A 24,784-nucleotide genomic window follows, 5' to 3' on the forward strand; every position below is an offset into this window, starting at 1 on the left:
CCGTTTCGTATACGGTTGCGGCTCTAGCGTGGATCGGCGGCTCATGCCACCCGGCGCAGGCGATAGCCCTCCGGCCCCTGCGCGACATAGCCCAGCCGCACCGCGCCCTGAAGCGCGGCGACGACCGCGCGCTCGACCTGGCGGCCCTGCGCGAAATGCCGGGCGATGGCGGCGGCGGACAAGGGGCGGTCGGTGCCGAGCAGCGCGAAGACGCTGGCGATCCGTCCGCCAAGGTCGCGTGGAAAGCTGGGCTTGGCCGGGGCGGGCTCGGCGAGCGGCAGCGCGCGTTCGGTCGGGCCGAGCGGGGTCGCGCCCGCGCGGCGGCTCTGGAAGTCGGGGCGCAGCCACAGGACATGGCCGGCGCGCTCGTCCACCCGGCGCTGCGCGTTGAGCGCGACCAGCCGCGCGACCATCTCCGCCGCCGGGATCGCGGCGGGCCAGCCATAGGCGGCGATGACGGCGGCATCGATCTGGTCGTGCAGCCGCGCGATCAGGTCGACCGATCCCCGGCGGCGAAGCGCTTCGTCCCCGGCGGTCAGCCTGTCCCCTGCGACCAGCCGGTGGCGCAGATTGTACAGGCCGGTCAGGGTCAGGTCGGTCGTCTCGGCCAGGATGCGCTTGCGCGTGGCGTCGAGTTCCTCGGCGAGGTCGGCGATGACCCGGCGGGCGGGGTCGCTGGCATCGGGAAAGGGGAAGGGGTCGAAACTCGTCGTCTTCACGTAGACCGCAGGCTGGTTATAGACCCCCAGCATGCCTGCGTTCGCGAGATACCATGCCTCATGGGTCGAGGATTGCAGGATACCCAGGACGTCGCTGTCTGCCGTGGCAATGCAGATCAGCTTGTTGTCGGGCAGGGTGTCGGCGGGCAGGAACTGGAAGATGCGATGCTTGGCCGTCTCGACGGTCGCGATATAGCGCGACAGGCCGTCGAGCGCGGGGCGCAACTCGCGGCGGGGTTCGCCGAACAGCCACCATTGGTTGCGATAGGTCGCCCGTGCATTGCCGTCGCGCTCGGGCTTCACGCTTCGCAGCACATGGCCATAGACCTCGGGAAAGCGCTGGCGCACCTCGGCTTCGGACAGGCCGAGCAGGTCGATCACCATGGCCCCGCGCGTCCGCGCGGTCAGGTCGCGGCCGTGGCAATAGGGACGGATATGCCGTTCCAGCCCCTCGCGGCGGCCGAGCCCCAGCATTTCCGCCTCGGCCGGTGACACGATGAAGCCCGCACCATGGAGTTTCACGCCGGGCGAACATAGCCATTGGTTTGCGAGCAACGGCCGGGCCTGGGTCACGTCCGTTCCCACCGACAGGTCCGCATTGATCCGCCCGACCGTCTCGGCGAAGCGGATGTCAGGCGTGTCGCTGTCCAGCCCGCTCTCTTCGGCGATGTGCAGGCGTCGGCCGTCGACCGTGCCGCGCCCCATGACCGTCATCGCGATCCGCACCATCGCGGCATCGGGCGTCGCCTTGGTCCAGGGATGGTCGGGGATGGCCAGCAGGATCGACAGCGGCGGCGTACCCTCCAGCGCGCGGGCGATGACCCGGCGGCCGAAGGTCTGGGTGATCGAATTGGTCGTGACGAAGCCGAAGCGGATCAGCGGCGTATCCCGCGCCGCCAGCGCCTGCGCGGCGCGGTCCCACCAATAGAGGACGTAATCGGCGGCGCGCGGCATCTTGGGATAGGCGCGCCACAGCGCCTCCGCCATGCCCTCGGGCAAGCGCCCGCGCAGGTCCTTGCCGCCGATGAAGGGCGGGTTGCCGACGATGAACTCCGCCTCCGGCCAGGGTGTCCGCTGGCCCGAGGGGGTGAGCAGCGCGTCGGCGGTGACGATCGACTGGACATCCTCCAGCACCGGGTCGGACACCTGCCCGCCATTGCGCAACTGCCAGCGTATATAGCCCAGCCACAGCACCAGCTGCGCGATGGCGGCGGCGCGGGCGTTGACCTCGATCCCGTGGAAATTGCGCGGGTGCACCGTCTCGGTATCCAGATGCAGTATCTCCTCGCCCGACAGCTCGGCCAGCACCTCCAGCACCTCGCCCTCCAGCCGCTTCATCAGCTCGAGCGTGACATAGAGGAAATTGCCGGTGCCGCAGGCCGGGTCCAGGACGCGGATCGCCGCCAGCCGCCGGTGGAAATCGCGCACCCGCTGGACGGCGGCGCGGGGATTGTCGGCGCGTTCATTCTCCATCGCGCTCAGCACCTGCGCCCAGTCGTCGCGCAAGGGGGCGATGACGGTCGCGGTCACCAGCCGCTCGACATAGGCGCGCGGCGTGTAATGCGCGCCCAGCCGCCGCCGCTGCGCCGGATCGAGCGCCTGTTCGAGCAGCGTGCCGAAGATGGCGGGCTCGACATCGCGCCAGTCGCGCCTGGCGGCGGCGAGCAGCTCGCCAATCTCCTCGCGGTTGAGGGGCAGGGCGTCGGCGGTGTGGAACAGCCCGCCATTGAATCGCCGCACCGCGCAGCGCAGCACATTGGCCTCGCCGCCCCGGTCCATCGAATGCCACAGATCCTCGATCCAGGGCACGAAGGCATCGGGTCGCTCGCGCGCGTCCGATAATAGGGTGACGAAACCCCCGGCGGGCAGCAGTCCGCTATGCTCGGCGAACATGGTGAACAGACAGCGCATCAGGAACAGCGCCACCCCCTCCGGCTCATGCCCGCGCTCCTCCAGCAGCCTGGAGATGCTGGCCAGCCGAGTCGCCACGTCGCGGGTGACGGCGGCGGCATGGCGGGTCGGGTCGAGCGAATGCGGCGCGTCCCAGATCGCCGCCAGCCGCTGGCGCACCTCCTCGCGGCGCAGATCGTCCAGCGCGATGCGGAAGCGGGCGCGGTCGGGGAATTGCTTGTAATGCTTCCCCTGACCCGAAAAGTCGGCGAACAGCTCGATCACCCGACCGACATCGACCACGATCAGGAAGGGCGGCCAGCCATGATCGACGGGCAGCGCGCGGGCATATTGCTCGGCCTGTTCGCGCGCGCGGCGCATCAATATGTCCCATTGCCGCGACCGGGGCGCGGCGCCCGCCCCATCGGGGAGCAGGCCGGGGAGCAGCGGGCCCTCTGCGGCGAGCGATTTCGCGCCCAGGCCCTCGCGGCTCTGCTTGGCCTCCAGCACGAAGCAGCCGCGCTTGTAGAGGTCGATCCGCCCGCGCCGGTCCTCGTCACCGGGCAGGACGACCGCGCGTTCGAAGACATAGTCGTTGCGGGTGCTGGTCGCGTGGGCGGGCTCGGGCGGGGCGACGCCGAGGATCGCGCACAGCTCGGTCAGGAACAGCGCGTAATTGGCGCGCTCCGCCCCGCCTTCGCACGCCTGCCAGCGCCGAATGAACGCCTCGATCGCCGCCGGGCTCGCCATGAATCGAAATCCTCCCGATGGGGATCATCGGGAGGATTTGAGATTAGGCGAGCGATGTCCCCTCCGTTTCGGAGGCGGTTATTCCGCGCCTCCGTTCAGCCTGAGCGAAGTCGAAGGCCAAGGGAATCGGGAACCCGCCGGGCGTACGCTTCGACTTCGCTCAGCGCGAACGGCCGTGGGGATATGGGTCCGTGACGATGCAAGACTTATCCCCCGTACATCGCCATCGCATCGCGCCGGAACGCCGCGCCGCTGTCGGTGCGGCTGTAGAACATGTGCCCGCCCGGATAGACGTTCAGATGCACCCGCTGCGCCACGCCATAGCTCGGCATCTGGTCGACGATCAGCCGCGACGCGAAATAGGGGCAGGACAGGTCGTCCCAGCCATGGACGATCATCACCTTCATCTTGGGATCGTTGGCGATCGCCTTGCGCAGGTCGGTGACGGGGGTGTCGTCGGGCTTGCCGCGATCCCAGGCGCTGTTCACCTCATAGGACAGCGCATGGTAGCGCGCGTCGGTCTTCCAGCCCACTTCGCGCGTCACGAAATCGACCATCGCGCTGGTCGTCGGCGCGATCAGCGAGTCGAGCAGCGGGTCGTTGGACTGCTGCTGCGACGACCAGGGGAAGGGGTCGAAGGCGGTGACGTTCGAGTCGTAGATGCTGCCGATCGTCGAATCATTGCGGTGAATCTCGCGCAAGTACGTCCGCGTGTCGATCCGCCCGCCCAGCCGGCGGACCAGCGCGGGGTCGAGGCCGGTCAGCTCGGTCACGCGGCTGACCAGCCGGTCGACCGCCTGGGTGTCCGACCGCCCGCGCATCAGGTCGCGGAGATAATCGCCGCGCGCATAGGCCTCGACGCCCGCCATCGCCTCGGGGGTCAGCTTGCCCTGCCGCTCCAGCTGGGCCGCCGCCATCGAGGGCAGGTCGATCATCCAGGGCAGCGGCGACAGCGCGGTGGCGTCGTCGCCCGAGGCGGGGTCGAGATAGGGCGATACCATCACCAGCCCGTTGACCCCGACGCCGATCTGCGACTGAAGCTCGTAGGCGATGCGCGGCGCGCGATAGCCGCCATAGCTTTCGCCCATCACATATTTGGGCGAGCGCAACCGGCCTTCCTTGACCAGCCAGTCATAGACGACCTTGGAGAGATATTTGATGTCCGGGTCGTTGGCGTAGAAGGCTTTCTTGGTCTCCGCCTCGTCCACCAGGCTGCGGCTGAAGCCGGTGCCGATCGGATCGATGAAGACCAGGTCGGTAAAGTCCAGCCAGCTGTTCGGATTGTCGGTCGTGACCGGCGCGTCGGACGGTGCATCGCCCTGCGCGCCGAAGGGGACGCGCTTGGGGCCCACCGCGCCCATGTTGAGATAGACCGACGACGCGCCCGGCCCGCCGTTGAACGCGAAGGTCACCGGGCGCTGCACATCGCCGCCGGGCACGGTATAGGCGGTATAGACGACCTGCCCGATCTCCTTGCCCTTGTCGTCGCGCACCGGGATCGTGCCCACGGTCGCCTTGTAGGTGACGACCCGGCCACCGATCCGCGCGCTTTGCGTGATCGTCCTGTCGGCGGGGAGCGGCGGACGCTTGCTGTCGTCGTCCTTGGTCTCGGTGGTCTTGGTCTCGGTCTTCTCGGCCTTTTGCGCCAGGGCAGGCGTCGTCTGGGCGGCCAGCAGCAACAGGGCGGACAGGTGCAGGGTCTTGGACAAGATGGAAACGCTCCCCCTCGGAAATGAGACAGTGTATCATGCAAAGCGCGGGAATTGCCAAGCCCCCGGCTTTTCAAGGGGATCATGGGCGAAGCTCCGGCGTTCCTGCAAGCCCGTCCCAAACGCCCCTCGCAATGGGGCGTGTCGCTTCCTATCTCGCCTCTGGCCTTCTCTCCGGAACAGAAGTAGAACCTGCCTCATGCTGACCAAGATTTCCGTCCGCGGCGCGCGCGAGCACAATCTCAAGGATGTCGATATCGACATTCCCCGTGACACGCTGACGGTGATCACCGGCCTGTCGGGGTCGGGCAAGTCTTCGCTCGCGTTCGACACCATCTATGCCGAGGGGCAGCGCCGCTATGTCGAGTCGCTGTCGGCCTATGCGCGCCAGTTCCTGGAGATGATGCAGAAGCCGGACGTCGACCATATCGAGGGGCTGTCGCCCGCCATCTCGATCGAGCAGAAGACGACCAGCCGCAATCCGCGCTCGACCGTGGCGACGGTCACCGAAATCTACGACTATATGCGCCTGCTCTGGGCGCGCGTCGGCATCCCCTACAGCCCCGCCACCGGCGAGCCGATCGCGGCGCAGACGGTCAGCCAGATGGTCGACCGGGTGATGACGTTGCCCGAGGGCACGCGCCTGTACCTGCTCGCGCCCGTCGTTCGCGGCCGCAAGGGCGAATATCGCAAGGAAATGGCCGAGTGGCAGAAGGCGGGCTTCACCCGCGTCCGCATCGACGGCCAGCTCTACGAGATCGACGAGGCGCCGGCGCTCGACAAGAAGTTCAAGCATGACATCGAGGTGGTGGTCGATCGCCTGGTGGTGCGCGAGGATATCGCCACGCGCCTCGCCGACAGTTTCGAGACCGCGCTGAAGCTGGCCGACGGGCTTGCCTATGTCGATCCCGCCGATCCGGTCGAGCCGCACACGCCAAAATCGGCGGTGCTGGGCGACAATGCGCCCGATGGCCGCATCGTGTTCTCGGAGAAATTCGCCTGCCCGATTTCCGGCTTCACCATCTCCGAGATCGAACCGCGCCTCTTCTCGTTCAACGCGCCGCAGGGGGCGTGCCCGGCCTGTGACGGGCTGGGCGAGAAGCTGATCTTCGACGAGGATCTGGTCGTCCCCAATCACGAGCTGTCGATCAAGAAGGGCGCGGTCGTGCCCTGGGCCAAGTCCAACCCGCCCAGCCCCTATTATATGCAGGTGCTGGGCAGCCTCGCGCGCGAGTTCGGTTTCTCGCTGGAGACGCCGTGGAAGGACCTCGACCCCAAGGTGCAGGAGGTGATCCTGCACGGCACCAAGGGCAAGGCGGTCACGCTGACCTTCATCGACGGCAAGAAGTCCTATGACGTCAAGAAGCCGTTCGAGGGTGTGATCGGCAACCTCAACCGCCGGATGCTCCAGACCGAGAGCGCGTGGATGCGCGAGGAACTGTCCAACTATCAGTCGTCGCAGCCCTGCGAAGTCTGCCACGGCGCGCGGTTGAAGCCCGAGGCGCGGGCGGTGAAGATCGCCATGCAGGACATCTCTTACGCGACTCGCCTGTCGGTGGTGGACGCGCTGGCGTTTTTCACCAGCCTGCCCGAACATCTGACCGACCAGCAGCGCGCCATCGCGCAGCCGATCCTGAAGGAGATCGTCGAGCGGCTGGGCTTCCTCAACAATGTCGGGCTGGATTACCTCAATCTCGACCGGACCAGCGGCACGCTGTCGGGCGGCGAGAGCCAGCGGATTCGCCTGGCGTCGCAGATCGGCTCGGGCCTGTCGGGCGTGCTCTACGTGCTGGACGAGCCGTCGATCGGGCTTCACCAGCGCGACAACGACATGCTGCTGGCGACGCTGCGGCGGTTGCGCGACCTGGGCAACACGGTGCTGGTGGTCGAGCATGACGAGGATGCGATCCGCACCGCCGATTATGTCATCGACATGGGGCCGGGGGCGGGCGTGCATGGCGGCCAGATCGTCGCGCACGGCACGCTCAAGCAGTTGCTCAAGTCCAAGACCAGCGTCACCGCCGATTACCTCAACGGTACGCGCGAGATCGCGGTGCCCGCCAAGCGACGCAAGGGCTCGGGCAAGAAGCTGACCGTGCACAAGGCGACGGCCAACAACCTGCAGGGCGTGACCGCGAGCATTCCGCTCGGCACCTTCACCTGCATCACTGGCGTGTCGGGGTCGGGCAAGTCGAGCTTCACCATCGACACGCTCTACGCCGCCGCCGCGCGCACGCTGAACGGCGCGCGCATCCTGGCGGGCAAGCATGAGAAGATCAGCGGGCTCGAACATCTCGACAAGGTGATCGACATCGACCAGTCGCCGATCGGCCGCACCCCGCGATCGAACCCGGCGACCTATACTGGCGCCTTCACCCAGATCCGCGACTGGTTCGCCGGGCTGCCCGAGGCGCAGGCGCGGGGCTACAAGCCCGGCCGTTTCAGCTTCAACGTCAAGGGCGGCCGGTGCGAGGCATGCCAGGGCGACGGCGTGCTCAAGATCGAGATGCACTTCCTGCCCGACGTCTATGTGACGTGCGACGTCTGCCACGGCGCGCGCTACAATCGCGAGACGCTGGAGGTGAAGTTCAAGGGCCACTCGATCGCCGATGTGCTCGACATGACGGTCGAGGATGCCGCCGAATTCTTCCAGGCGGTGCCGCCGATCCGCGACAAGATGGCGATGCTGGTCGAGGTGGGGCTGGGTTACGTGAAGGTCGGCCAGCAGGCGACGACCCTGTCGGGCGGCGAGGCGCAGCGGGTGAAGCTGGCCAAGGAATTGTCGCGCCGCGCGACCGGCAACACGCTCTATATCCTCGACGAGCCGACCACGGGGCTTCACTTCGAGGACGTCCGCAAATTGCTCGAAGTGCTCCATGCGCTGGTCGAGCAGGGCAATACGGTGGTGGTGATCGAGCATAATCTCGACGTCATCAAGACCGCCGACTGGATCGTGGACCTAGGGCCGGAAGGCGGCGTCAAGGGCGGCGAAATCGTCGCGGTCGGCACGCCCGAGGTGGTCGCCGCCGAACCGCGCAGCTTTACGGGGAAGTATCTGAAGCCGCTGCTCGACAAGGGGCAGGCGCAGGCGGCGGAGTAGCGATCCTCCCCGGCATGGGGAGGGAAACCATGCCGGTATGGGGAAGGGGGCAGCCTGTTGCTTGCTCCTTTCCGCACCGCCCCGGCGGAGGCCGGGGTCCAGTCGCGGGACGCGTAGGGCAACGCATCAATGTCCGCCCAACTGGATCCCGGCCTTCGCCGGGATGGTGGGGGGCGCTGATAGCGGCATGACTTGCTTGGACATCTCGTCCGGCAGGGGCGTCTTTGGCGCACTGGGAGCGGGACGGGTTTTCCCTTGGCCTTCGACTTCGCTCAGGCTGAACGGAGTGTGGGGGATGGGAAGGGCTTGGCGACCCAACCCGTTCGCACTGAGCGAAGTCGAAGTGCACGCCCCGACATTCCAAACAGCTTCGCCCCCACGCGGCAAAACCGATTTAACATATCGCAACTTTTGTCGCATCAAAGCGATTACCCCACATTACCCATAAGGGAGGATGTGATGCGTGCACTGACACTCCGGCCTGGTTGCGGCCGCGACGCTGGTTTCGGGTTGTTCGACCTATGGCGGCGGGTTGGGCGGCGGCTATGGCGGCCCGCGCTACGCCTATGATTACGACCGGCCCGACCCGGCCTATGGCGGCTATTATGCCGACCGCTATTATGTCGACAACAGCCGCTATCGCGAGCGTCGCCTGGGCGCCAACGACCGCGTCTATGTCGGTCAGGACGGTCGCTATTATTGCCGCCGCAACGACGGCACCACCGGCCTGATCGTCGGCGGTATCGCGGGCGGCGCGCTGGGCGCGGCGATCACCTCGGGCGGGTCGCAGACGCTGGGAACGCTGCTGGGCGCCGCAGGCGGCGCGCTGGCGGGCCGTGCGATCGAGCGCAACAATGTCCGTTGCCGCTGATCGCAAGCGTTGACCGATTAAGGGCCGGTCGGTCGCCTCCGTTTCGGATGCGACTGGCCGGCCTTTTCGCACCCGCCTCGCCTACGCTGTCGCCGATCAAGGCATGGGGATGGCGATGGATTTGGCGACGAAGCTGGTCGAACTGGAAAAGCGGACCGCGCAGCACCGTGAATTGCTGCTGACCGAGGAAGCGGCCAAGACCGCGCTGGTCATGCCCTTCATCCAGGCGCTGGGCTATGACGTGTTCAATCCGGCCGAGGTGATCCCGGAGTTCACCGCCGATGTCGGCATCAAGAAGGGCGAGAAGGTCGATTACGCGCTGGCGATCGACGGCAAGCTGGCCATCCTGATCGAGTGCAAACCCTCCTCGATCGAACTCGACCTGAAACACGCCTCGCAACTCTATCGGTATTTTTCCACGACCGAGGCGCGGGTGGCGATCCTGACCAACGGGGTCGTCTATCAATTCTATTCCGACACCGAACAGCCCAACAAGATGGACGAAAAGCCGTTCTTCGTCTTTACGATGGATGGCATCCGCCGCACCGATCCGGCGATCCTCGAACGCTTCGCCAAGGCGTCGTTCGACATCGACCTGATCATCGCCGAGGCCGGGCGGCTGAAGCTCCAGTCGCTGCTGCGTATCGAACTGGAGAAGGAGTTCGCCCACCCCTCGGAGGATTTCGTGCGGATGATGATGGCGCGCCTCTATAACGGCCGTGCCAATGCCGCGATGAAGGAGCAATATCACGCCGCGCTGACCAACTCGATCGCGACGCTGATCCGCGACCGGGTGAACGAGCGGCTGACCTCGGCGCTCAACGTCGCCAATCCGATACCCGACATGATCGAGGAGGGCGCGTCGGACGATATGTCCGAGGGCTCGGGGATCATCACCACCGAGGACGAGATTGCGGGCTTTCGCATCGTCCAGGCGATCGCCGCGCGGCATGTTGACCCGGAGCGGGTGGTGATCCGCGACTCCAAATCCTATTGCGCGGTGCTGCTCGACGACAATAACCGCAAGTCGCTGGTCCGGCTGCACTTCAACAGCCCGACGACGCGCTATGTCGGCACCTTCGAGGGCAAGGTCGAGACACGCCATCCGGTCGCGGCGCTGACCGACATCTATCGGCTGGAAGAGGCGATCGTCGCGCGGATCCGTGAGCTGGCGGGGGCGGCCTGAGGCCAGGGAAGATGAACAAAGTCGAACGAATTGCGACACTTGGCGACATATTCGCGGGGTGGTTGCGATAGCTTTGGGATCAGCGCCACCCATATTGCGGATCGGGCCAGTATTCGCCCGCTTGTTATGGGAGTAACGCTATGAAAGCCATGATCCTCGCGACCCTGGGGTTCGCCACCATCGCGGTTCCGACCGTCGCCGATGCGCAGCGCTGGACCCCGATCGCCCAGCGTCAGGGCCAGCTTCAGGGGCGGATCGACCAGGGTATCCGTTCGGGCGCGCTCAACCGTCGCGAGGCGGATCGGCTGCGGGGCGAGCTTCGCCAGCTCGACCGGCTGGAAAATCGCTATCGCCGCTCGGGCGGGGGCCTGAGCATGTCGGAGCGCAACGATCTCGATCGTCGCTATGCGGTGCTCAGCCGCCAGGTCCGCTTCGAGAAGCATGACCGCAACCATCGCCGCTGATCGGTGAGCAAGACCGCGCCCGCCGCTTCGGGCGCGGTCAGTCGCGTGGCGGCAGCGGGCGGCCGCTGTCCTTCCACTTGTCGAGGATCTGCCCCGACGTCGCCAGCCGATCGCTGATGATCGTATCGCCAGCGGGCGCGGCCCTGGGCGGTTCGGTCGTCGGTCGGGGCGGCGTCGCGACCGGGCTCGCGGATGCGGCAAGCGGCGGCGCGGCCATGGTCGGCGGTGCGATCGCCAGCTCGGCCGGGGCTTCGCTGCGCGCGGACGGCAGGACCGGCACGACCTCGCCCCCGGCATAGCTGCGGTTCATCGCCGCCGCCGTGCCCCAATAGCCTTTCCACCGATGGAAGAGATGCGCGCCGACCATGTCGGTCATCACCATCGCGCGGTTCCAGCCGGGGGCGACCGCGAAGCTGTGATAATGGGTCGCCAGCCCGACCGGCGCATAGACGCTGCCCGCCAGCGCCGCCGCCGCGATCCGCGCCGCGCGTGCCCAGCCCGCCACGGCGGGCGTCCGCGACAGGGCTCCGTCGCAGACGAAGCTGAACTGGCAATGCGCCTGTTCCACCCCCTGATAGACGACGCCGCAGACGCTGGCGGGAAAGGCGGGATGGCGCGCGCGGTTGAGCACGACCTGCGCCACCGCGCGTTGTCCGTCGATGCTCTCGCCACCCGCTTCGTAATAGATGGCGGCGGTCAGGCACTGCATCGCGCGGGCCCGGTCCACGACGGTCGCGCGGCCCCAGCGAAAGGGCTGGGCGGCGACCACGCCGCTGTCGGCCAAGACCGCGCCGGGCGGGATGGGCAGGCTGGGCAGCACGACGGTGCCGGTGCTGCCGTCGGAGGCGGGGAGGGGGCGCGACGGCACCATGATGGGCGTGGGCGCGACCGGCACGCGAGACGGCCGGGGCGCGGCCTCGTCCCCGCGTCGCCAGGCGGCCTGCGCGGCGAGCATCAGCCCCCCGGCCAGCATCAGGCCCAGCATGGCGAACCATGCCTGCACCAACCGCCTTACTGTCCGCCTCGCCACCCGCAACGCGCCGCCGTCCTTCCCGTCCCGTGGCTTTTCAGCGCGCTATAACGCCTGGGGTTAAGGATTTGGCCTCAACGCAATAGATCGACCGCCGCCGCCGGGATCACCTCCACATCCGGATGCGCCTGACGCAACGCGGGCAGGAACTGCCTGGCGTCGCCGACCACCACGATGCTCGCCGCCTTGGGATCGAGCAGGCTGGCCGAGGTCGCCTGCACCGCCGCCGGATCGACCGCTTGGACGCGCGGGATATAGTGGCTGAGCTCGCCCAGCGGCACGCCCTGCAACGTATAGCTGGCCAGGATGTCGGCGATGCCGTCGGTGGTCTCGACCGTCCGGCCGAAGCCGCCGACCAGCACCGCCTGCCGCGTCGCCAGCTCGGCGGGCGGCACCGGCTCGCTGCCCAGCTTGCGCATCTCGGCATCGATCAGCTCGACCACCTCGGCCGCCGAGGGGTTCTTGGTTTGGGTCCGTGCGGAGATCAGGCCGATGTCGCGCCCGGTCGCCACCGAACTGCCCGCGCCGTAAGCCAGCCCGCGCTTGATGCGGATTTCCTGGTTGAGCCGCGACGAGAAGCCGCCGCCCAGCACCGTATTGGCGACTGCCAGCGGATAATAGCGATCGTCGGCCCGGCGAATGCCCGGGCGGGCCACGACGACCCCGGCCTGTCCGGCATCGGGCATGTCGATGACGACGACGCGCGGCGCGGGGAAGGCGGGTTCGGCCGGGCGGGGCGCGGCGGCCGAGGCGCCAGGCGTGCGCCAGCTGCCCAGATAACGCTCGGCCACCTGCCGGGCCCGCGCCGGGGTGATGTCCCCGACCAGCAGCAGCGTGGCCTGTCCCGGCTTCCAGCTGCGCGCATAGGCGGCGGTCAGGTCGGCGCGGGTCAGCGCCTTGAGCGAGGCGGGCGTCCCCGACAGGGGCTGGCCATAGGCGCGCGAGCCGTACACCACCCGGTCGGCGACCATCGCGGACAGTTGCGCCGGGTTCTTCATCGCCACGTTCAGCCCGTCGATCGACTGGGTGCGCGCGCGCTCGATCTCGTCGGCGGCAAAGGCCGGGTGGGTGGCGACATCGGCCAGGATCGTCATCGCGGTGTCGATCTGCGCCGAGGGGACGGTCAGGTCGATCGTCGCGCCGTCATCGGTGGCGCTGCTGGCGATCGATCCGCCGACGCTTTCGACCGCGCGCGCGATCTGCGTGGCGGAGCGGGTCGTCGTGCCCTTGGTCATCAACTCGGCGGACAGGCTGCTCGCCCCGGCCTTGCCCGTCGGATCGGTCGCCGCGCCGCCCAGCGCGACCAGCGAGGCGGTGACCAGCGGCAGGTCGTGCCGCTCGACCGTCACGACGCGCACGCCATTGGCCAGCCGCGTCTCGACCGGCTGGGGCAGGACGGGGGCGATCGGCGCGCCGGGGGCGGGGGGCAGGATGCGCTGCCCCTCGGGGGCCGGGGTCACGACCGGGATGTCGGCGGGCGGGGTCAGTGCGGCGGTCTGTACGGTCGGCGCCAGTTCGATCGGCATCTCCCGGACATTGGCCGGGCGGTCCGAGTCGGGGAGGTAGCGGATCGTCGCGCTCTGCTGATCCTTCAGATAGGCGCGCGCCACGCGCTGAATGTCGGCGGCGGTCACCGTCTGGATCGCGGCGATCTGGCGATCGGCGGCATGGGGATCGCCATCGACGATGACGCTGTTGGCGATCAGGCTGGCCTTGCCCTCGGCCGTCTCGCGCTGCTTGAGCGCGCTGGTCAGCAGTTCGTTCTTCGCCTCGGCCAGTTCGGTCGCGCTGACGGGCTGGTCGCGCAGGCGGGCGATCTCGCGCTTCAGCGCGGCCTCGCCCTCGGCCACCGGCTTGCCGCTGGCCATCATCGCATAGGCGACGAGGTTGCCGGTCGACTGTTTGGTGTCGAGGAAGGTCGCGGCCGACTGCGCCAGCTGGTCGCGATACACCAGGGTCTCGTACAGCCGCGAGCTTTCGCCCGCCGACAGGATCGCGTTCAGCACCATCAGCGCGGGCGTGTCGGCGCTTCGCTCGGGCGGGATGTGATAGCTGATGAGGACCGCCGGAAGCGGCACATTGGCGTCATAGGCGGTGCGCGACACCGCCGCCGTCCGCGCCGGCTCGGCGACCGTCACGCGGGGGATCGGACCGGCGGGGCGCTTGATGCCCGCGAAATACTGGTCGACCCAGCGGTCGAGCTGCGCGGGATCGAAATTGCCCGACACGACCAGCACGGCATTGTCGGGCCGGTAATAGGTCGCATGGAAGGCGCGGACATCGTCGATGCCCGCCGATTCCAGTTCTTCCAGGCTGCCGATGCCCGGCCGCGCATAGGGGTGCGTGGTATAGGCGAGCTTGGGATAATAGATGGAGAACAGCTTGCCATAAGGCTGGGCGAGGGTGCGCTGGCGCAGTTCCTCCTTCACCACGTCGCGCTCGCTGGCGAAGCTCTTGGGCTCGACCACCAGCGCGGCCATCCGGTCCGCCTCGGCGAAGAGCAGGCGTTGCAGGTGGTTGGCGGGCACCACCTCGAAATAATTGGTATAGTCGTCGGCGGTGGAGGCGTTGTTATAGCCGCCGACATCCTCGGTCAGGCGATCCATCTGTTCGGGGACGAGGTTGCGCGTCGCCTTGAACATCAGATGCTCGAACATGTGCGCAAAGCCCGAGCGGCCCTTGGGATCGTCCTTCGACCCGACATCATACCAGACCTGGACCGAGACATTGGGCGTCGTCGTGTCGCGAATGGCATAGACGCGCAGCCCGTTGGGCAAGGTGCGCGTGGTGAAGGCGATCGGCTTCACGCTTTCCGTGCGCGCCCCCTGTTCACCTTGAGCAGCGGCGGTCTGTGCCCCCGCCAGCGAGGGAAGGGCGGCGACGCCGAGCAGGAGCGCGGCACGGAAAAGGCGCATGAAGACCCTCTTGATGGAGTGCGGGTTACTTGGACTTGTTGCGGTTGCCGTAGAGAACCGCGGCGGCGATCGCGGCCGATCCGATGCCGACGCCCAGACCGATCTTGCCCAGCGGCCAGTTGCGCGTCTTGTCCTTCACCGAGTCGGCGGCGGCTTCGGCCGCGGCGACGGCATGCTCCTTGGCCTCCTTGGCGGCGGCGAGGATTTCGTTGGGGGCGTCTTCGGTATGATCGGTCATGTTACTCTCCTACTCGACCAGCTTATTCCTTGGCAGCGTAGCGCGCCCGGAAGTCGTCCGCAAAGGCCGTGAGCCGCCCCTCGGCGATCGCGCCGCGCAGATCGGCCATCATCTGCTGATAGAACCAGATATTATGCTCGGTCATCAGCATCGCACCCAGGATCTCGCCCGCGCGGACCAGGTGATGCAGATAGGCGCGGCTATATTGCGCGCAGACCGGGCAACCGCAGGCGGGATCGAGCGGCCCCTGATCCTCGGCGAACCGCGCATTGCGGATGTTGATCGGCCCCGATCGGGTGAAGGCCTGCCCCGTCCGCCCCGAACGCGTCGGCAGCACGCAGTCGAACATGTCGACCCCGCGCTCGACGGCGCCCACGATGTCGGTCGGCTTGCCCACGCCCATCAGATAGCGGGGCTTCTCGACCGGCAACTGACCCGGCGCGAAGTCGAGGCAGCCGAACATCGCCTCCTGCCCCTCGCCGACCGCCAGGCCGCCGATCGCATAGCCGTCGAACCCGATATCGATCAGCGCGTCGGCCGACGCCTTGCGGAAGCCTTCGTTGAGCGCACCCTGCTGGATGCCGAAGATCGCATTGTCCTCGGCATGCTGCCCGCCCGCATCGAAGGCATCGCGGCTTCGCTTGGCCCAGCGCATCGAGCGTTCCATCGCGGCGGCCTGAACCTCGCGCGAGGAGGTGGTCGGGACCAGTTCGTCGAACGCCATGACGATGTTCGAGCCCAGCAGCCGCTGAATCTCGATCGAGCGTTCGGGGCTGAGCATATGGCGGGTGCCGTCGAGATGGCTCTTGAACGATACGCCGTCCTCGGACCGCTTGGTCAGGTCGGCCAGGCTCATCACCTGATAGCCGCCCGAATCGGTCAGGATCGGCCGGTCCCAGCCCATGAAGCCGTGCAGCCCCCCCAGCCGGTTCACCCGCTCCGCGCCGGGGCGCAGCATCAGGTGATAGGTGTTGCCCAGGATGATGTCCGCCCCGCTGGCGCGCACGTCGCCGGGCTTCATCGCCTTGACGGTGGCGGCGGTGCCGACGGGCATGAAGGCGGGGGTGCGGATCTCGCCGCGCTTCATGGTGATGGTGCCGGTGCGGGCGCGGCCGTCGGTGGCGTGGATGGCGAAGGAGAAGCGGGCGGTCATTTTCTTCTGTCTCGGGGCGCGAGCGGGCCGGTGGGGCCATTGGCGTCGGCGGGAATGGTGCGGATGGTCAGCGCCTCGGCGCGGCTGATCGCGCCGTCATGGTCGCGGTCGAAGCGCGAGAACAGGCGCGAGAAATGCGCCTGCAACTCGGGCAGGGTGATGCGGTTGTCATTGTCCTTGTCGACGTCGAACGGGCTGGGCAGCGCGTTGCGGTCCCCCAGCCAGCGTTCGGCCCAGTCGGCGAACTGGAGATAGCCGATCGAACCCCGATGCGCGGTGTCGATGGCGTCGTAGGATCGCTTGACCCCCGCCTCCATCTCCTCGCGCGTGGTCTTTCCGTCGCCGTCCGCGTCGAAGGCGGCGATCATCATCGCCACCGGCTCGACCACCATCGTCGCCGGGGTCTGGGCGAAGGGCGCGGGGCGCGCGGTGACGGTCACCGTCTCGTTCGCCCCCGGCATCGGCGTCGCCGCCTGGAGCAGCAGCGCCAGCAGGATCATGCGCGCGGCCCCGGCAGCAACAGCGAGGCGTCGCCATAGGAATAGAAGCGATACGCGTGCGCGATCGCATGGGCATAGGCCGCCTGCATCCGATCCAGCCCCATCAGTGCCGAGACCAGCATGAACAGGGTCGAGCGCGGCAGGTGGAAATTGGTCATCAGCCCGTCGATCCCGCGAAAGCGATAGCCCGGCGTGATGAAGATGGCGGTGTCGCCCTCGAACGGACGGATCACGCCGTCTTCTCCGGCCGCGCTCTCGATCAGCCGCAGCGAGGTGGTGCCGACCGCGATCACCCGGCCGCCGCGCGCCTTGACGGCGTTCAGCCGGTCAGCGGTGGCGGCGTCGATACGGCCCCATTCGGCGTGCATCTTGTGATCGACGGTGTCGTCGGCCTTGACCGGCAGGAAGGTGCCCGCACCGACATGCAGGGTCAGCGTGGCATGTTCGATCCCTGCGGCCGCCAGCGATTTGAGCAGGCCGGGCGTGAAGTGCAGCGCCGCCGTGGGCGCGGCGACCGCCCCTGGCTCGTTGGCAAACATCGTCTGATAGTCGTCGGCGTCCTTCTCGGTCACGCCGCGCTTCTGCGCGATATAGGGGGGCAGGGGCATGGTGCCCGCCCGCTCCAGCAACAGCTCGACCGGCTCGTCCCCGGCAAAGTCCAGCGCGAAGCTGCCGTCCTCGGCCCGGTCGCGCGCGGTCGCGCTGACCCCGGCGCCGAAGTCGATGACGTCGCCGTCGCGCAGCCGCTTGGCGTTGCGGATGAAGGCGCGCCAGCGCCGCGTTCCCTCGCGCTTGTGCAGCGTCGCGCCGATCTTCGCCTCGCCGCGTATCCCCTCCAGCTGGGCGGGGATGACGCGGGTGTCGTTGAAGACCAGCAGGTCGCCGGGGCGCAGCGCGGCGGGCAGGTCGCTCACCCGCTCGTCACGGGTGGCGTCGCCGTCGAGGACCAGCATCCGCGCCGAATCGCGCGGGGATGCCGGGTAAAGCGCGATCCGCTCGGGCGGCAGCGCGAAGTCGAAGAGATCTACGTTCACTTGGTGGCCGTTGCCGCCTTCTTGGCCGGAGCCGCCTTGGGGGCGGAACGACGTGCCGGAGCGGGCCGGGGCGCGGGCTTCGTCGCGGGGGCCGCACCAGGCAGCGTCACCGGCGCGCCCAGGTTGGGGGCGGCGACGGGGGCGGGGACATAGGCCGGGGGATTGTCCGCCGCGACATAGGCGTGGACGATCCGGCTGGGGTTCGCGGGCGGCTCGCCCCGTTCGATCTTGTCGACATATTGCATGCCGTCGATCACCCGGCCGAACACCGTATACTTCTTGTCGAGCGAGAAGCGCGGCTGGAAGACGATGTAGAACTGGCTGTTGGCGCTGTTGGGGTCGTCGGCGCGCGCGGCGGCGACCGATCCGCGGACATGCGGCAGATAGTTGAACTCGGCGGGCACGTTGGGCAGGTCCGACCCGCCGGTGCCGTCGCCCTTGGGATCGCCGCCCTGCGCCATGAAGCCGTCGATCACGCGGTGGAAGGTCAGCCCGTCATAGAAGTGGCGACGGGTCAGCGTCTTGATCCGCTCGACCATCTTGGGGGCGACATCGGGACGCAGCCAGATCGTCACCCGGCCGCCGGTCGACAGGTCGAGCAGCCAGAGATTCTCCTTGTCGGTGACGGGCGGCGGGGCCGGGCGGCCGGTGACATTGTCCTCCAGCACCTGGGCCGCCTTGGCGGGAGTGGTGAATTTGGGCTGGGCCTGGGACCTGCTTTGGGCCTGTGCCGGAACGGCGATCAGGCTGGCCATCATCATGGCAAGAGCGGCGAGAACGCGCATCACATCTCTACGACAAGGAAAGGAATGGGGAGGCTGTAGAGCAAATCGCCCCTTGCGCCAATCTGAACCTTTTCGAGGATCAACTCCTCCCCGGCACGGGGAGGGGGACCGTCGCGAAGCGATGGTGGAGGGGGTGTGCGGCAAAGGATGCCGGTTGCGGCGAGCCCCCTCCGTCAGGGCTGCGCCCTGCCACCTCCCCGTGCCGGGGAGGATACTAAGATCCCTTGCGGCCGATCTTCTCGACCCGCGCGACGACATCCTCGCGCACCGCGGGCGTCACGAACTTGGCGATATTGCCGCCATAGAGCGCGATCTCCTTGACCAGGCGGCTGGCAATGGGTTGCAGCGCGACATCGGCCATCAGGAAGACGGTCTCGACGCGTGGATTGATCTGCTGGTTCATCCCCGCCATCTGATATTCATATTCGAAATCGGCGACCGCGCGCAGGCCCCGGACGATGACCTTGGCGCCCTCGCGCTCGGCAAAGTCCATCAGCAGCGAATCGAAGGCGACGACATGGATCTCGCCCGCCACACCGGCGACCTCGCGGCGGACCATCTCCATCCGCTCGTCCAGCGTGAACATGGGCGACTTGGAGGGGTTGGTGGTGACGCCGATCACCAGCCGGTCGACCAGCTTCGCGCCGCGCCGGATGATGTCCATATGGCCCAGCGTGACGGGATCGAAAGTGCCCGGATAGACGCCGATCCGGGTCATCGGTCGCGCTCCACCACATAGGATGCGATGGCGCGGAGCAGGTCGGCCTCGGGGCCGTAATCGCGCAAATGCTCGATCGCCTGGGCGACCAGCATCCGACATTGTTCGCGCGCGCGCTCGACGCCGAGCAGGCTGAGGAAGGTGGCCTTGCCCGCCTCCTCGTCCTTGCGCAGCTTCTTGCCCGCCGCCGCCTCGTCCCCCTCGGCGTCGAGCAGGTCGTCGGCGATCTGGAAGGCCAGACCCAGGTCGTGCGCATAGCCGCGCAGGTGGATGCGGCCCTCGGGCGCGACGCGTCCCAGGATCGCGCCCGCCTCGACCGCGGCGCAGATCAGCGCGCCGGTCTTCATCTGCTGGAGCCGGGTGACGGTGGCGAGGTCGAACACCTGCCGCTCGGCCTCCAGATCCATCATCTGCCCGCCCGCCATGCCGCTGGGCCCCGAGGCGCGGGCGAGGTCGAGGATCAGCTCGGACCGGACGAAGGGATCGGCATGGGTCGACGGATCGGCCAGGATCTCGAAGGCCAGCGCGTGGAGGCAGTCGCCCGCCAGGATCGCCGTCGCCTCGTCGAATGCCTTGTGGACGGTCGGCTTGCCGCGCCGCAGGTCGTCATCGTCCATCGCGGGCAGATCGTCATGGATCAGCGAATAGACATGGATCGCCTCCAGCGCGGTCGCGACCCAGCCCGCACAGTCGCGGTCCACGTCGAACAGATGCGCGGTGGCGAAGACGAGGAGCGGGCGCAGCCGCTTGCCCCCGCCGATCGCCGCATGGCGCATCGCGGCATAGAGCGAGGCGCGGGGATCGCCCGGATCGGCCAGCACCTGCGCGAAGCGGCGGTCGATATCCTCGGCGACCTCGGCCAGCGCGCCCGACAGGGTCGTGGCGGTCAGCGTCACGCTCAACCCGCCTGGAACGGGCGGGTGCCCGCGGCCTTGCCTTCGGCGTCGAGGCGGATCGCCTCGATCCGGGCCTGGGCGGCGTCGAGCCGCTCGGCGCAACGCTGACGCAGACGGTCGCCGCGCTCATAGAGGCGGATCGATTCGTCGAGCGTCGCTTCGCCGCTTTCCAGTCGGCCGACGATCCTCTCCAGTTCCTTGAGGGCGTCCTCGAACGTCAGTTCTTCGATGGGCGTATCCATGACGTCGCTATGCGGCACGCATCCGGCGCGCGCAAGGATGCTTGATCCATCCTTATGCCGCGCCTGTCCCTATCGGAGTCGGTCGACGGTCCAGGTGTAGAGGAAGGAGACGCTGAGCAGCCCCAGATCGACCGCCGCCTGCACCCGGCGCGGCGACCGGTCGGTCAGGTCATGGGTGATGAGGCGGATATCGGCGGTCGGATGGCGATAGGCGAGCGCGACCAGCGCCAGCACCGCCATTCCCATCACGATCCGCCGTTCGCGCACGCCCCCGTCTCCCCGCGCGCCGGTCTAGGCCGTGTCCGGACGAGCGGCAAGGGGGCTGCGGGGCGGCTTTCCGCCATCCCGCCGGTCATCGGGAGGGAGCGGCCCCGGCACGCCCTATCGCGCCCGCAATTCTTGGCGGCGTAGAGCGCCTGATCCGCCTCGCGGTAGATCGCCCTCCAGTCCGTCTCGTCCAGCATCGGGCCGGTGCACAGCCCCAGGCTGGCGGTGACCTTCAGCCCCGAGGGATAGGCGACCTCGCGCAGCCGGGCGAGCAGCAGGTCGATGTCCGGCCCGCGCGCGGCGTCGGTCAGCAGCGCGAACTCCTCGCCGCCGATCCGGGCGATCAGCGTGTCGGGGCCGACCAGATCGGCCAGCGCATGCGCAAAGGTGCGGAGAACCTCGTCGCCGCCGTCATGGCCCAGCTGATCGTTGATCCGCTTGAAATGATCGATATCGACCAGGATCAGCGTCTGCGGCCCGCTGCGCCCGATGGCCTGGTCGAGAAAGGCGCGGCGGTTGAACAGCCCGGTCAGCGAATCGGTATCCGCCAGCCGCCGCGCGACCCGCTCGTCGGCGCGCGCCAGGTCGCGGTCGCGGCTGAGCAGATAGATGCGATAGGCGACGCCCAGGCTGGCGATCAGCGCCTCGGCCCCCATCGACAGCACCGTCGACTGGTCGATCCATGGTCGCCAGGCGATCAGATGCGCGGCGTGGAGCAGCCGGAACATGGCAAAAACGATCGGCGCGCCCCATGCGAAGGCGAAGGCCCAGAGGAAATTGCTCCGTCGCCGCCAGGCCTGGACGAGCACCGCGATCAGGAAGAACAACAGGACGAGGAAGCCGAAGACCACGGCCTGGTCGAGCGGCAGGATCCAGCGTGGCGCGAGCAGCGCGAAGGCGACGTTGGGAATGGCGATCAGCACGAACGACACGATCGCCAACCGGTCCAGCCATCCCTCGAACACCTTCCGCTCGAAGAAGTGGCGTGCGAAGATGACCAGGGTCAGCGCCACCCCGCCCAGCATGATGGCGTTCCATCGGTGCCGCTCGTTATTGTCCAGCCAGGGCAGCCACTGGCCGATCAGCCCCGACGACGCGAGCGCATAGCCGGTGATGAAGAACAGCAACAGGCAATAGACGGGCTGGAGCGGCTGGCGCAGCGCGGGCCAGAGCGCGAGATTATAGACCGCCAGTCCGATCACCATCCCCATGATCAGACCATAGATCAGCCCCAGCGAGGATTCGGTCGCCAGCATGTCGCCATGACGGCCCAGACGCGCGCCGCGCACGACGCCGCGCATGTTCGCCGCACCATGCGCCTCCCACAGGATGCGGACCGGCCGCGCCCCCTCGCGCGGCAGGGGTACGCCGATCATCGCGCCCAGCAGCAGATAGGGGGAGGTGGTCGCGCTGGTATAGGCGACCCGGCGCATCTGGCCGTCGGCATAGAGGATATGCAGGGTCGTTGCGTCCTGCCAGGTGCTGGCGAAGCGGACCGCCAGCCGATCGCGCGGATCGCCCGCAATCACCGGCAGCGGCTGGGAGAGCACCCAATAGTCGCCGACACCATAAGAGGACTGATCGCTCCGGCAGTCGAAACGCTGCGGGGCCGCCAGCATCGCCTGCGGCGTATCGCCGGGGTGGATGGGCCGGATGCAGGTGGCCAGCGGTTGGCCCACCTGCGCCCGCGCGGCGGACAAGGGCACAAGGCCCAGCATGATCGCCAGAATCAGCGCGCCAATCCTGGTCAGCCATCCACCACCCATGGCGCGGACCATATCATGGCTTAATTTAAATTTGGCTTAAATTTTATGAGTGTGTGGTTAACGGTTTGATCTGGGAAAGCCGCCGCATCAGCCCTTCGCATGGCCGCGCGAAAAGGGCCGGGTGATGTCACCCGGCCCGATCATGTCGGCGATCAGCCTGCGTCGACTTCCGCCGGCTTGCCGCCCTTCTTGCGCGGCTTCTTCGGCGCGGCGGGTTCGATCGCGAAGGACAGCGCGCCGTCCTTCATCCTCACCGTCACCTCGCCGCCATGGACCAGCTTGCCGAACAGCAGTTCCTCGGCCAGCGGCTGCTTGATCTTCTCCTGGATCAGGCGGCCCATCGGACGCGCGCCGTACAGGCGGTCATAGCCCTTTTCGGTGAGCCAGCTCTTCGCCGCCTCGTCCAGGCTGATATGGACGTGACGATCGGCCAGCTGAAGCTCGAGCTGGAGGATGAACTTGTCCACCACCCGCGCGACGACCTCGGGCGGGAGATAGCCGAAGGGCACGATCGCATCGAGGCGGTTGCGGAACTCGGGCGAGAACATCTTCTGCACCGCCTGCTCGTCCTCGCCCTCGCGGGTGAGGTTGCCGAACCCGACCGTCTCGCGCGCCATGTCGGCGGCGCCCGCATTGGTCGTCATGATGATGATCGTGTTGCGGAAATCGACCGTCTTGCCGTGGTGATCGGTCAGCTTCCCATTGTCCATCACCTGCAACAGGATGTTGAACAAATCGGGATGCGCCTTCTCGATCTCGTCGAGCAGCAGCACCGAATGCGGGTTCTGGTCGACCGCATCGGTCAGCAGGCCGCCCTGGTCGTATCCGACATAGCCCGGAGGGGCACCGATCAGACGGCTGACCGAGTGACGCTCCATATATTCGGACATATCGAACCGCTGGAGCGGAATGCCCAGAATCGTCGCCAGCTGGCGCGCAACCTCGGTCTTGCCGACGCCGGTGGGGCCGGTGAACAGATAGTTGCCGATCGGCTTGTCGGGATCGCGCAGGCCCGCCCGGCTGAGCTTGATCGCCGAGGACAGATTCTCGATCGCGGCATTCTGGCCGAACACCACCCGCTTGAGATCGGTCTCCAGCGTCTCCAGCTGCTGGCGGTCGTCGGTCGACACGCTTTTCGGCGGGATGCGCGCCATGGTGGCGATCACGGCCTCGATCTCCTTGGGGGTGATCGTCTTCTTGCGCTTGCTGACCGGCACCAGCATCTGCATCGCGCCCACTTCGTCGATCACGTCGATCGCCTTGTCGGGCAGCTTGCGGTCGTTGATGTAGCGCGCCGACAGCTCGACCGCCGACTTGATCGCATCGGGGGTGTACTTCACCTGATGGTGATCCTCGAACGCTGAACGCAGACCCGCCAGGATCTTGATCGTGTCCTCGATCGTCGGCTCGTTCACGTCGATCTTCTGGAACCGGCGCAGCAGCGCGCGGTCCTTCTCGAAGTGGTTGCGGAACTCCTTATAGGTGGTCGAGCCGATGCAGCGGATCGTGCCGCCTGACAGAGCCGGCTTGAGCAGGTTCGACGCATCCATCGCCCCGCCGCTGGTCGCGCCCGCGCCGATGACGGTGTGGATCTCGTCGATGAAGAGGACCGCGTGGGGCAGCTTCTCCAACTCGTTGACGACCGCCTTCAGCCGCTCCTCGAAGTCGCCGCGATAGCGGGTGCCCGCCAGCAGCGCGCCCATGTCGAGCGAGTAGATGACGGCGTTCAGAAGCACCTCGGGGACGTTGCCCTCGATGATCTTGCGCGCCAGGCCCTCGGCGATCGCGGTCTTGCCGACGCCGGGATCGCCCACATAGAGCGGGTTGTTCTTCGACCGGCGGCACAGGATCTGGACGGTGCGGTCCACCTCGGGCCCGCGCCCGATCAGCGGATCGACCTTGCCCAGCTTGGCCTTTTCGTTGAGGTCGACGGTGAACTGCTTGAGCGCGCTTTCCCCCTTGCCCTTTTCAGCGGGCTTGGCGGGCTTTTCCTCCTCGACGCCCTTGGGCGGGGTCGACTCGCTGGCGGCACCACCCTTGCCGACGCCGTGGCTGATGAAGCTGACGGCGTCCAGGCGGCTCATATCCTGCTGCTGGAGGAAATAGACGGCATAGGATTCGCGTTCGGAGAACAAGGCGACCAGCACGTTCGCGCCGGTCACTTCGTCGCGGCCCGAGGACTGGACGTGCAGGATCGCGCGCTGGACGACACGCTGGAACCCGCTGGTGGGGGAGGGGTCGGTCGCCGCCTCGACCTTCAGCGCGTCGAGTTCGGTGTCGAGATACTGGGCGACCGTCGCCTTCAGCTCGCCCAGGTCGACATGGCATGCTTCCATCACCTTGGAGGCATGGTCGTCGTCGATCAGCGCGAGAAGGAGGTGCTCCAGCGTGGCATATTCGTGGCGCCGCACGGTCGCGGCTTCCAGCGCCTTGTGAAGCGTGGTCTCGAGCGCGGGGGCGAAAGATGGCATCTGCGATACTCCTTCCGAAGCGCCATGGACTGACGCCTCGTTTCGACCAATGTCGGGATGGTTCGCCCCGGCATCAAGCG

19 protein-coding genes are annotated in these 24,784 nt (G+C 67.6%); 4 read left to right on the forward strand and 15 right to left on the reverse strand.

Features of this window, described 5'->3' with window-relative positions; translation table 11 throughout:
• Positions 1-41 precede the first annotated feature (41 nt).
• Both QE363_RS05240 and QE363_RS05245 read right to left on the reverse strand, forming a co-directional pair.
• Positions 42-3,359 carry a DNA methyltransferase gene (locus QE363_RS05240; protein ID WP_309692740.1) on the reverse strand — a complete coding sequence of 1,106 codons (3,318 nt, stop codon included), beginning with the start codon at positions 3,357-3,359 and terminating at the stop codon, positions 42-44.
• Positions 3,360-3,565: 206 nt separating this feature from the next.
• On the reverse strand, positions 3,566-5,068 hold the full coding sequence (locus QE363_RS05245; RefSeq protein WP_309692742.1) for a S10 family serine carboxypeptidase-like protein: 1,503 nt from the start codon (positions 5,066-5,068) through the stop codon (positions 3,566-3,568).
• A 199-nt stretch (positions 5,069-5,267) separates the two neighbouring features.
• Here QE363_RS05245 and uvrA point away from each other — a divergent pair, with 199 nt between their 5' ends.
• The 4 genes from uvrA to QE363_RS05265 all read left to right on the forward strand — a co-directional run bounded on the left by uvrA (position 5,268) and on the right by QE363_RS05265 (position 10,689).
• A complete protein-coding gene (uvrA, locus tag QE363_RS05250) occupies positions 5,268-8,168 on the forward strand; it encodes an excinuclease ABC subunit UvrA (RefSeq protein WP_309692745.1) in 2,901 nt (966 codons plus the stop codon).
• Between the two features lie 532 nt (positions 8,169-8,700).
• Positions 8,701-9,039, forward strand: coding sequence for a glycine zipper 2TM domain-containing protein (locus tag QE363_RS05255; RefSeq protein ID WP_309692748.1), 339 nt, complete (start codon positions 8,701-8,703; stop codon positions 9,037-9,039).
• Positions 9,040-9,154: 115 nt separating this feature from the next.
• Positions 9,155-10,225 (forward strand): type I restriction endonuclease, encoded by a 1,071-nt coding sequence (locus QE363_RS05260; protein WP_309692751.1) that lies wholly within the window; start codon positions 9,155-9,157, stop codon positions 10,223-10,225.
• Positions 10,226-10,365: 140 nt separating this feature from the next.
• On the forward strand, positions 10,366-10,689 hold the full coding sequence (locus QE363_RS05265; protein ID WP_309692755.1) for a hypothetical protein: 324 nt from the start codon (positions 10,366-10,368) through the stop codon (positions 10,687-10,689).
• Positions 10,690-10,726: 37 nt separating this feature from the next.
• On the opposite strand, the gene QE363_RS05270 is transcribed toward QE363_RS05265, so the two are convergent.
• The 13 genes from QE363_RS05270 to clpA form a co-directional block, all read right to left on the reverse strand.
• Complete coding sequence (locus tag QE363_RS05270) at positions 10,727-11,692, reverse strand: cell wall hydrolase (RefSeq protein WP_309692759.1); 966 nt, start codon at positions 11,690-11,692, stop codon at positions 10,727-10,729.
• Between the two features lie 101 nt (positions 11,693-11,793).
• Entirely contained in the window at positions 11,794-14,634 is a 2,841-nt protein-coding gene (locus QE363_RS05275; protein WP_309692762.1) for a pitrilysin family protein, read from the reverse strand.
• A 25-nt stretch (positions 14,635-14,659) separates the two neighbouring features.
• Positions 14,660-14,872, reverse strand: coding sequence for a hypothetical protein (locus QE363_RS05280; RefSeq protein WP_307102939.1), 213 nt, complete (start codon positions 14,870-14,872; stop codon positions 14,660-14,662).
• A 22-nt stretch (positions 14,873-14,894) separates the two neighbouring features.
• Positions 14,895-16,025: a tRNA guanosine(34) transglycosylase Tgt gene (gene tgt, locus QE363_RS05285; protein WP_309692765.1), complete on the reverse strand. Its 1,131-nt coding sequence runs from the start codon at positions 16,023-16,025 to the stop codon at positions 14,895-14,897.
• Positions 16,022-16,525, reverse strand: a complete 504-nt coding sequence (locus tag QE363_RS05290; RefSeq protein ID WP_307102942.1) for an EF-hand domain-containing protein — start codon at positions 16,523-16,525, stop codon at positions 16,022-16,024. The genes tgt and QE363_RS05290 overlap by 4 nt, the downstream gene beginning before the upstream one ends.
• Positions 16,522-17,559: a tRNA preQ1(34) S-adenosylmethionine ribosyltransferase-isomerase QueA gene (gene queA / locus QE363_RS05295; RefSeq protein WP_309692768.1), complete on the reverse strand. Its 1,038-nt coding sequence runs from the start codon at positions 17,557-17,559 to the stop codon at positions 16,522-16,524. Before queA ends, QE363_RS05290 begins: the two co-directional genes overlap by 4 nt.
• Complete coding sequence (locus QE363_RS05300) at positions 17,556-18,344, reverse strand: peptidylprolyl isomerase (protein ID WP_309692771.1); 789 nt, start codon at positions 18,342-18,344, stop codon at positions 17,556-17,558. The genes queA and QE363_RS05300 overlap by 4 nt, the downstream gene beginning before the upstream one ends.
• A gap of 214 nt (positions 18,345-18,558) precedes the next feature.
• Positions 18,559-19,062: a pantetheine-phosphate adenylyltransferase gene (gene coaD / locus QE363_RS05305; RefSeq protein WP_307102949.1), complete on the reverse strand. Its 504-nt coding sequence runs from the start codon at positions 19,060-19,062 to the stop codon at positions 18,559-18,561.
• Positions 19,059-19,958 carry a farnesyl diphosphate synthase gene (locus QE363_RS05310; protein ID WP_309692774.1) on the reverse strand — a complete coding sequence of 300 codons (900 nt, stop codon included), beginning with the start codon at positions 19,956-19,958 and terminating at the stop codon, positions 19,059-19,061. Before QE363_RS05310 ends, coaD begins: the two co-directional genes overlap by 4 nt.
• Positions 19,959-19,960: 2 nt before the next feature.
• A complete protein-coding gene (locus QE363_RS05315; RefSeq protein ID WP_007406073.1) occupies positions 19,961-20,200 on the reverse strand; it encodes an exodeoxyribonuclease VII small subunit in 240 nt (79 codons plus the stop codon).
• A 69-nt stretch (positions 20,201-20,269) separates the two neighbouring features.
• On the reverse strand, positions 20,270-20,467 hold the full coding sequence (locus tag QE363_RS05320) for a hypothetical protein (protein WP_309692789.1): 198 nt from the start codon (positions 20,465-20,467) through the stop codon (positions 20,270-20,272).
• Complete coding sequence (locus tag QE363_RS05325; protein ID WP_309692792.1) at positions 20,446-22,245, reverse strand: diguanylate cyclase; 1,800 nt, start codon at positions 22,243-22,245, stop codon at positions 20,446-20,448. The genes QE363_RS05320 and QE363_RS05325 overlap by 22 nt, the downstream gene beginning before the upstream one ends.
• 140 nt (positions 22,246-22,385) lie before the next feature.
• On the reverse strand, positions 22,386-24,704 hold the full coding sequence (clpA, locus tag QE363_RS05330; protein WP_307102958.1) for an ATP-dependent Clp protease ATP-binding subunit ClpA: 2,319 nt from the start codon (positions 24,702-24,704) through the stop codon (positions 22,386-22,388).
• Positions 24,705-24,784 lie beyond the last annotated feature (80 nt).

This window comes from Sphingomonas sp. SORGH_AS_0870 (assembly GCF_031453175.1).
Taxonomy (GTDB): Bacteria; Pseudomonadota; Alphaproteobacteria; order Sphingomonadales; family Sphingomonadaceae; genus Sphingomonas.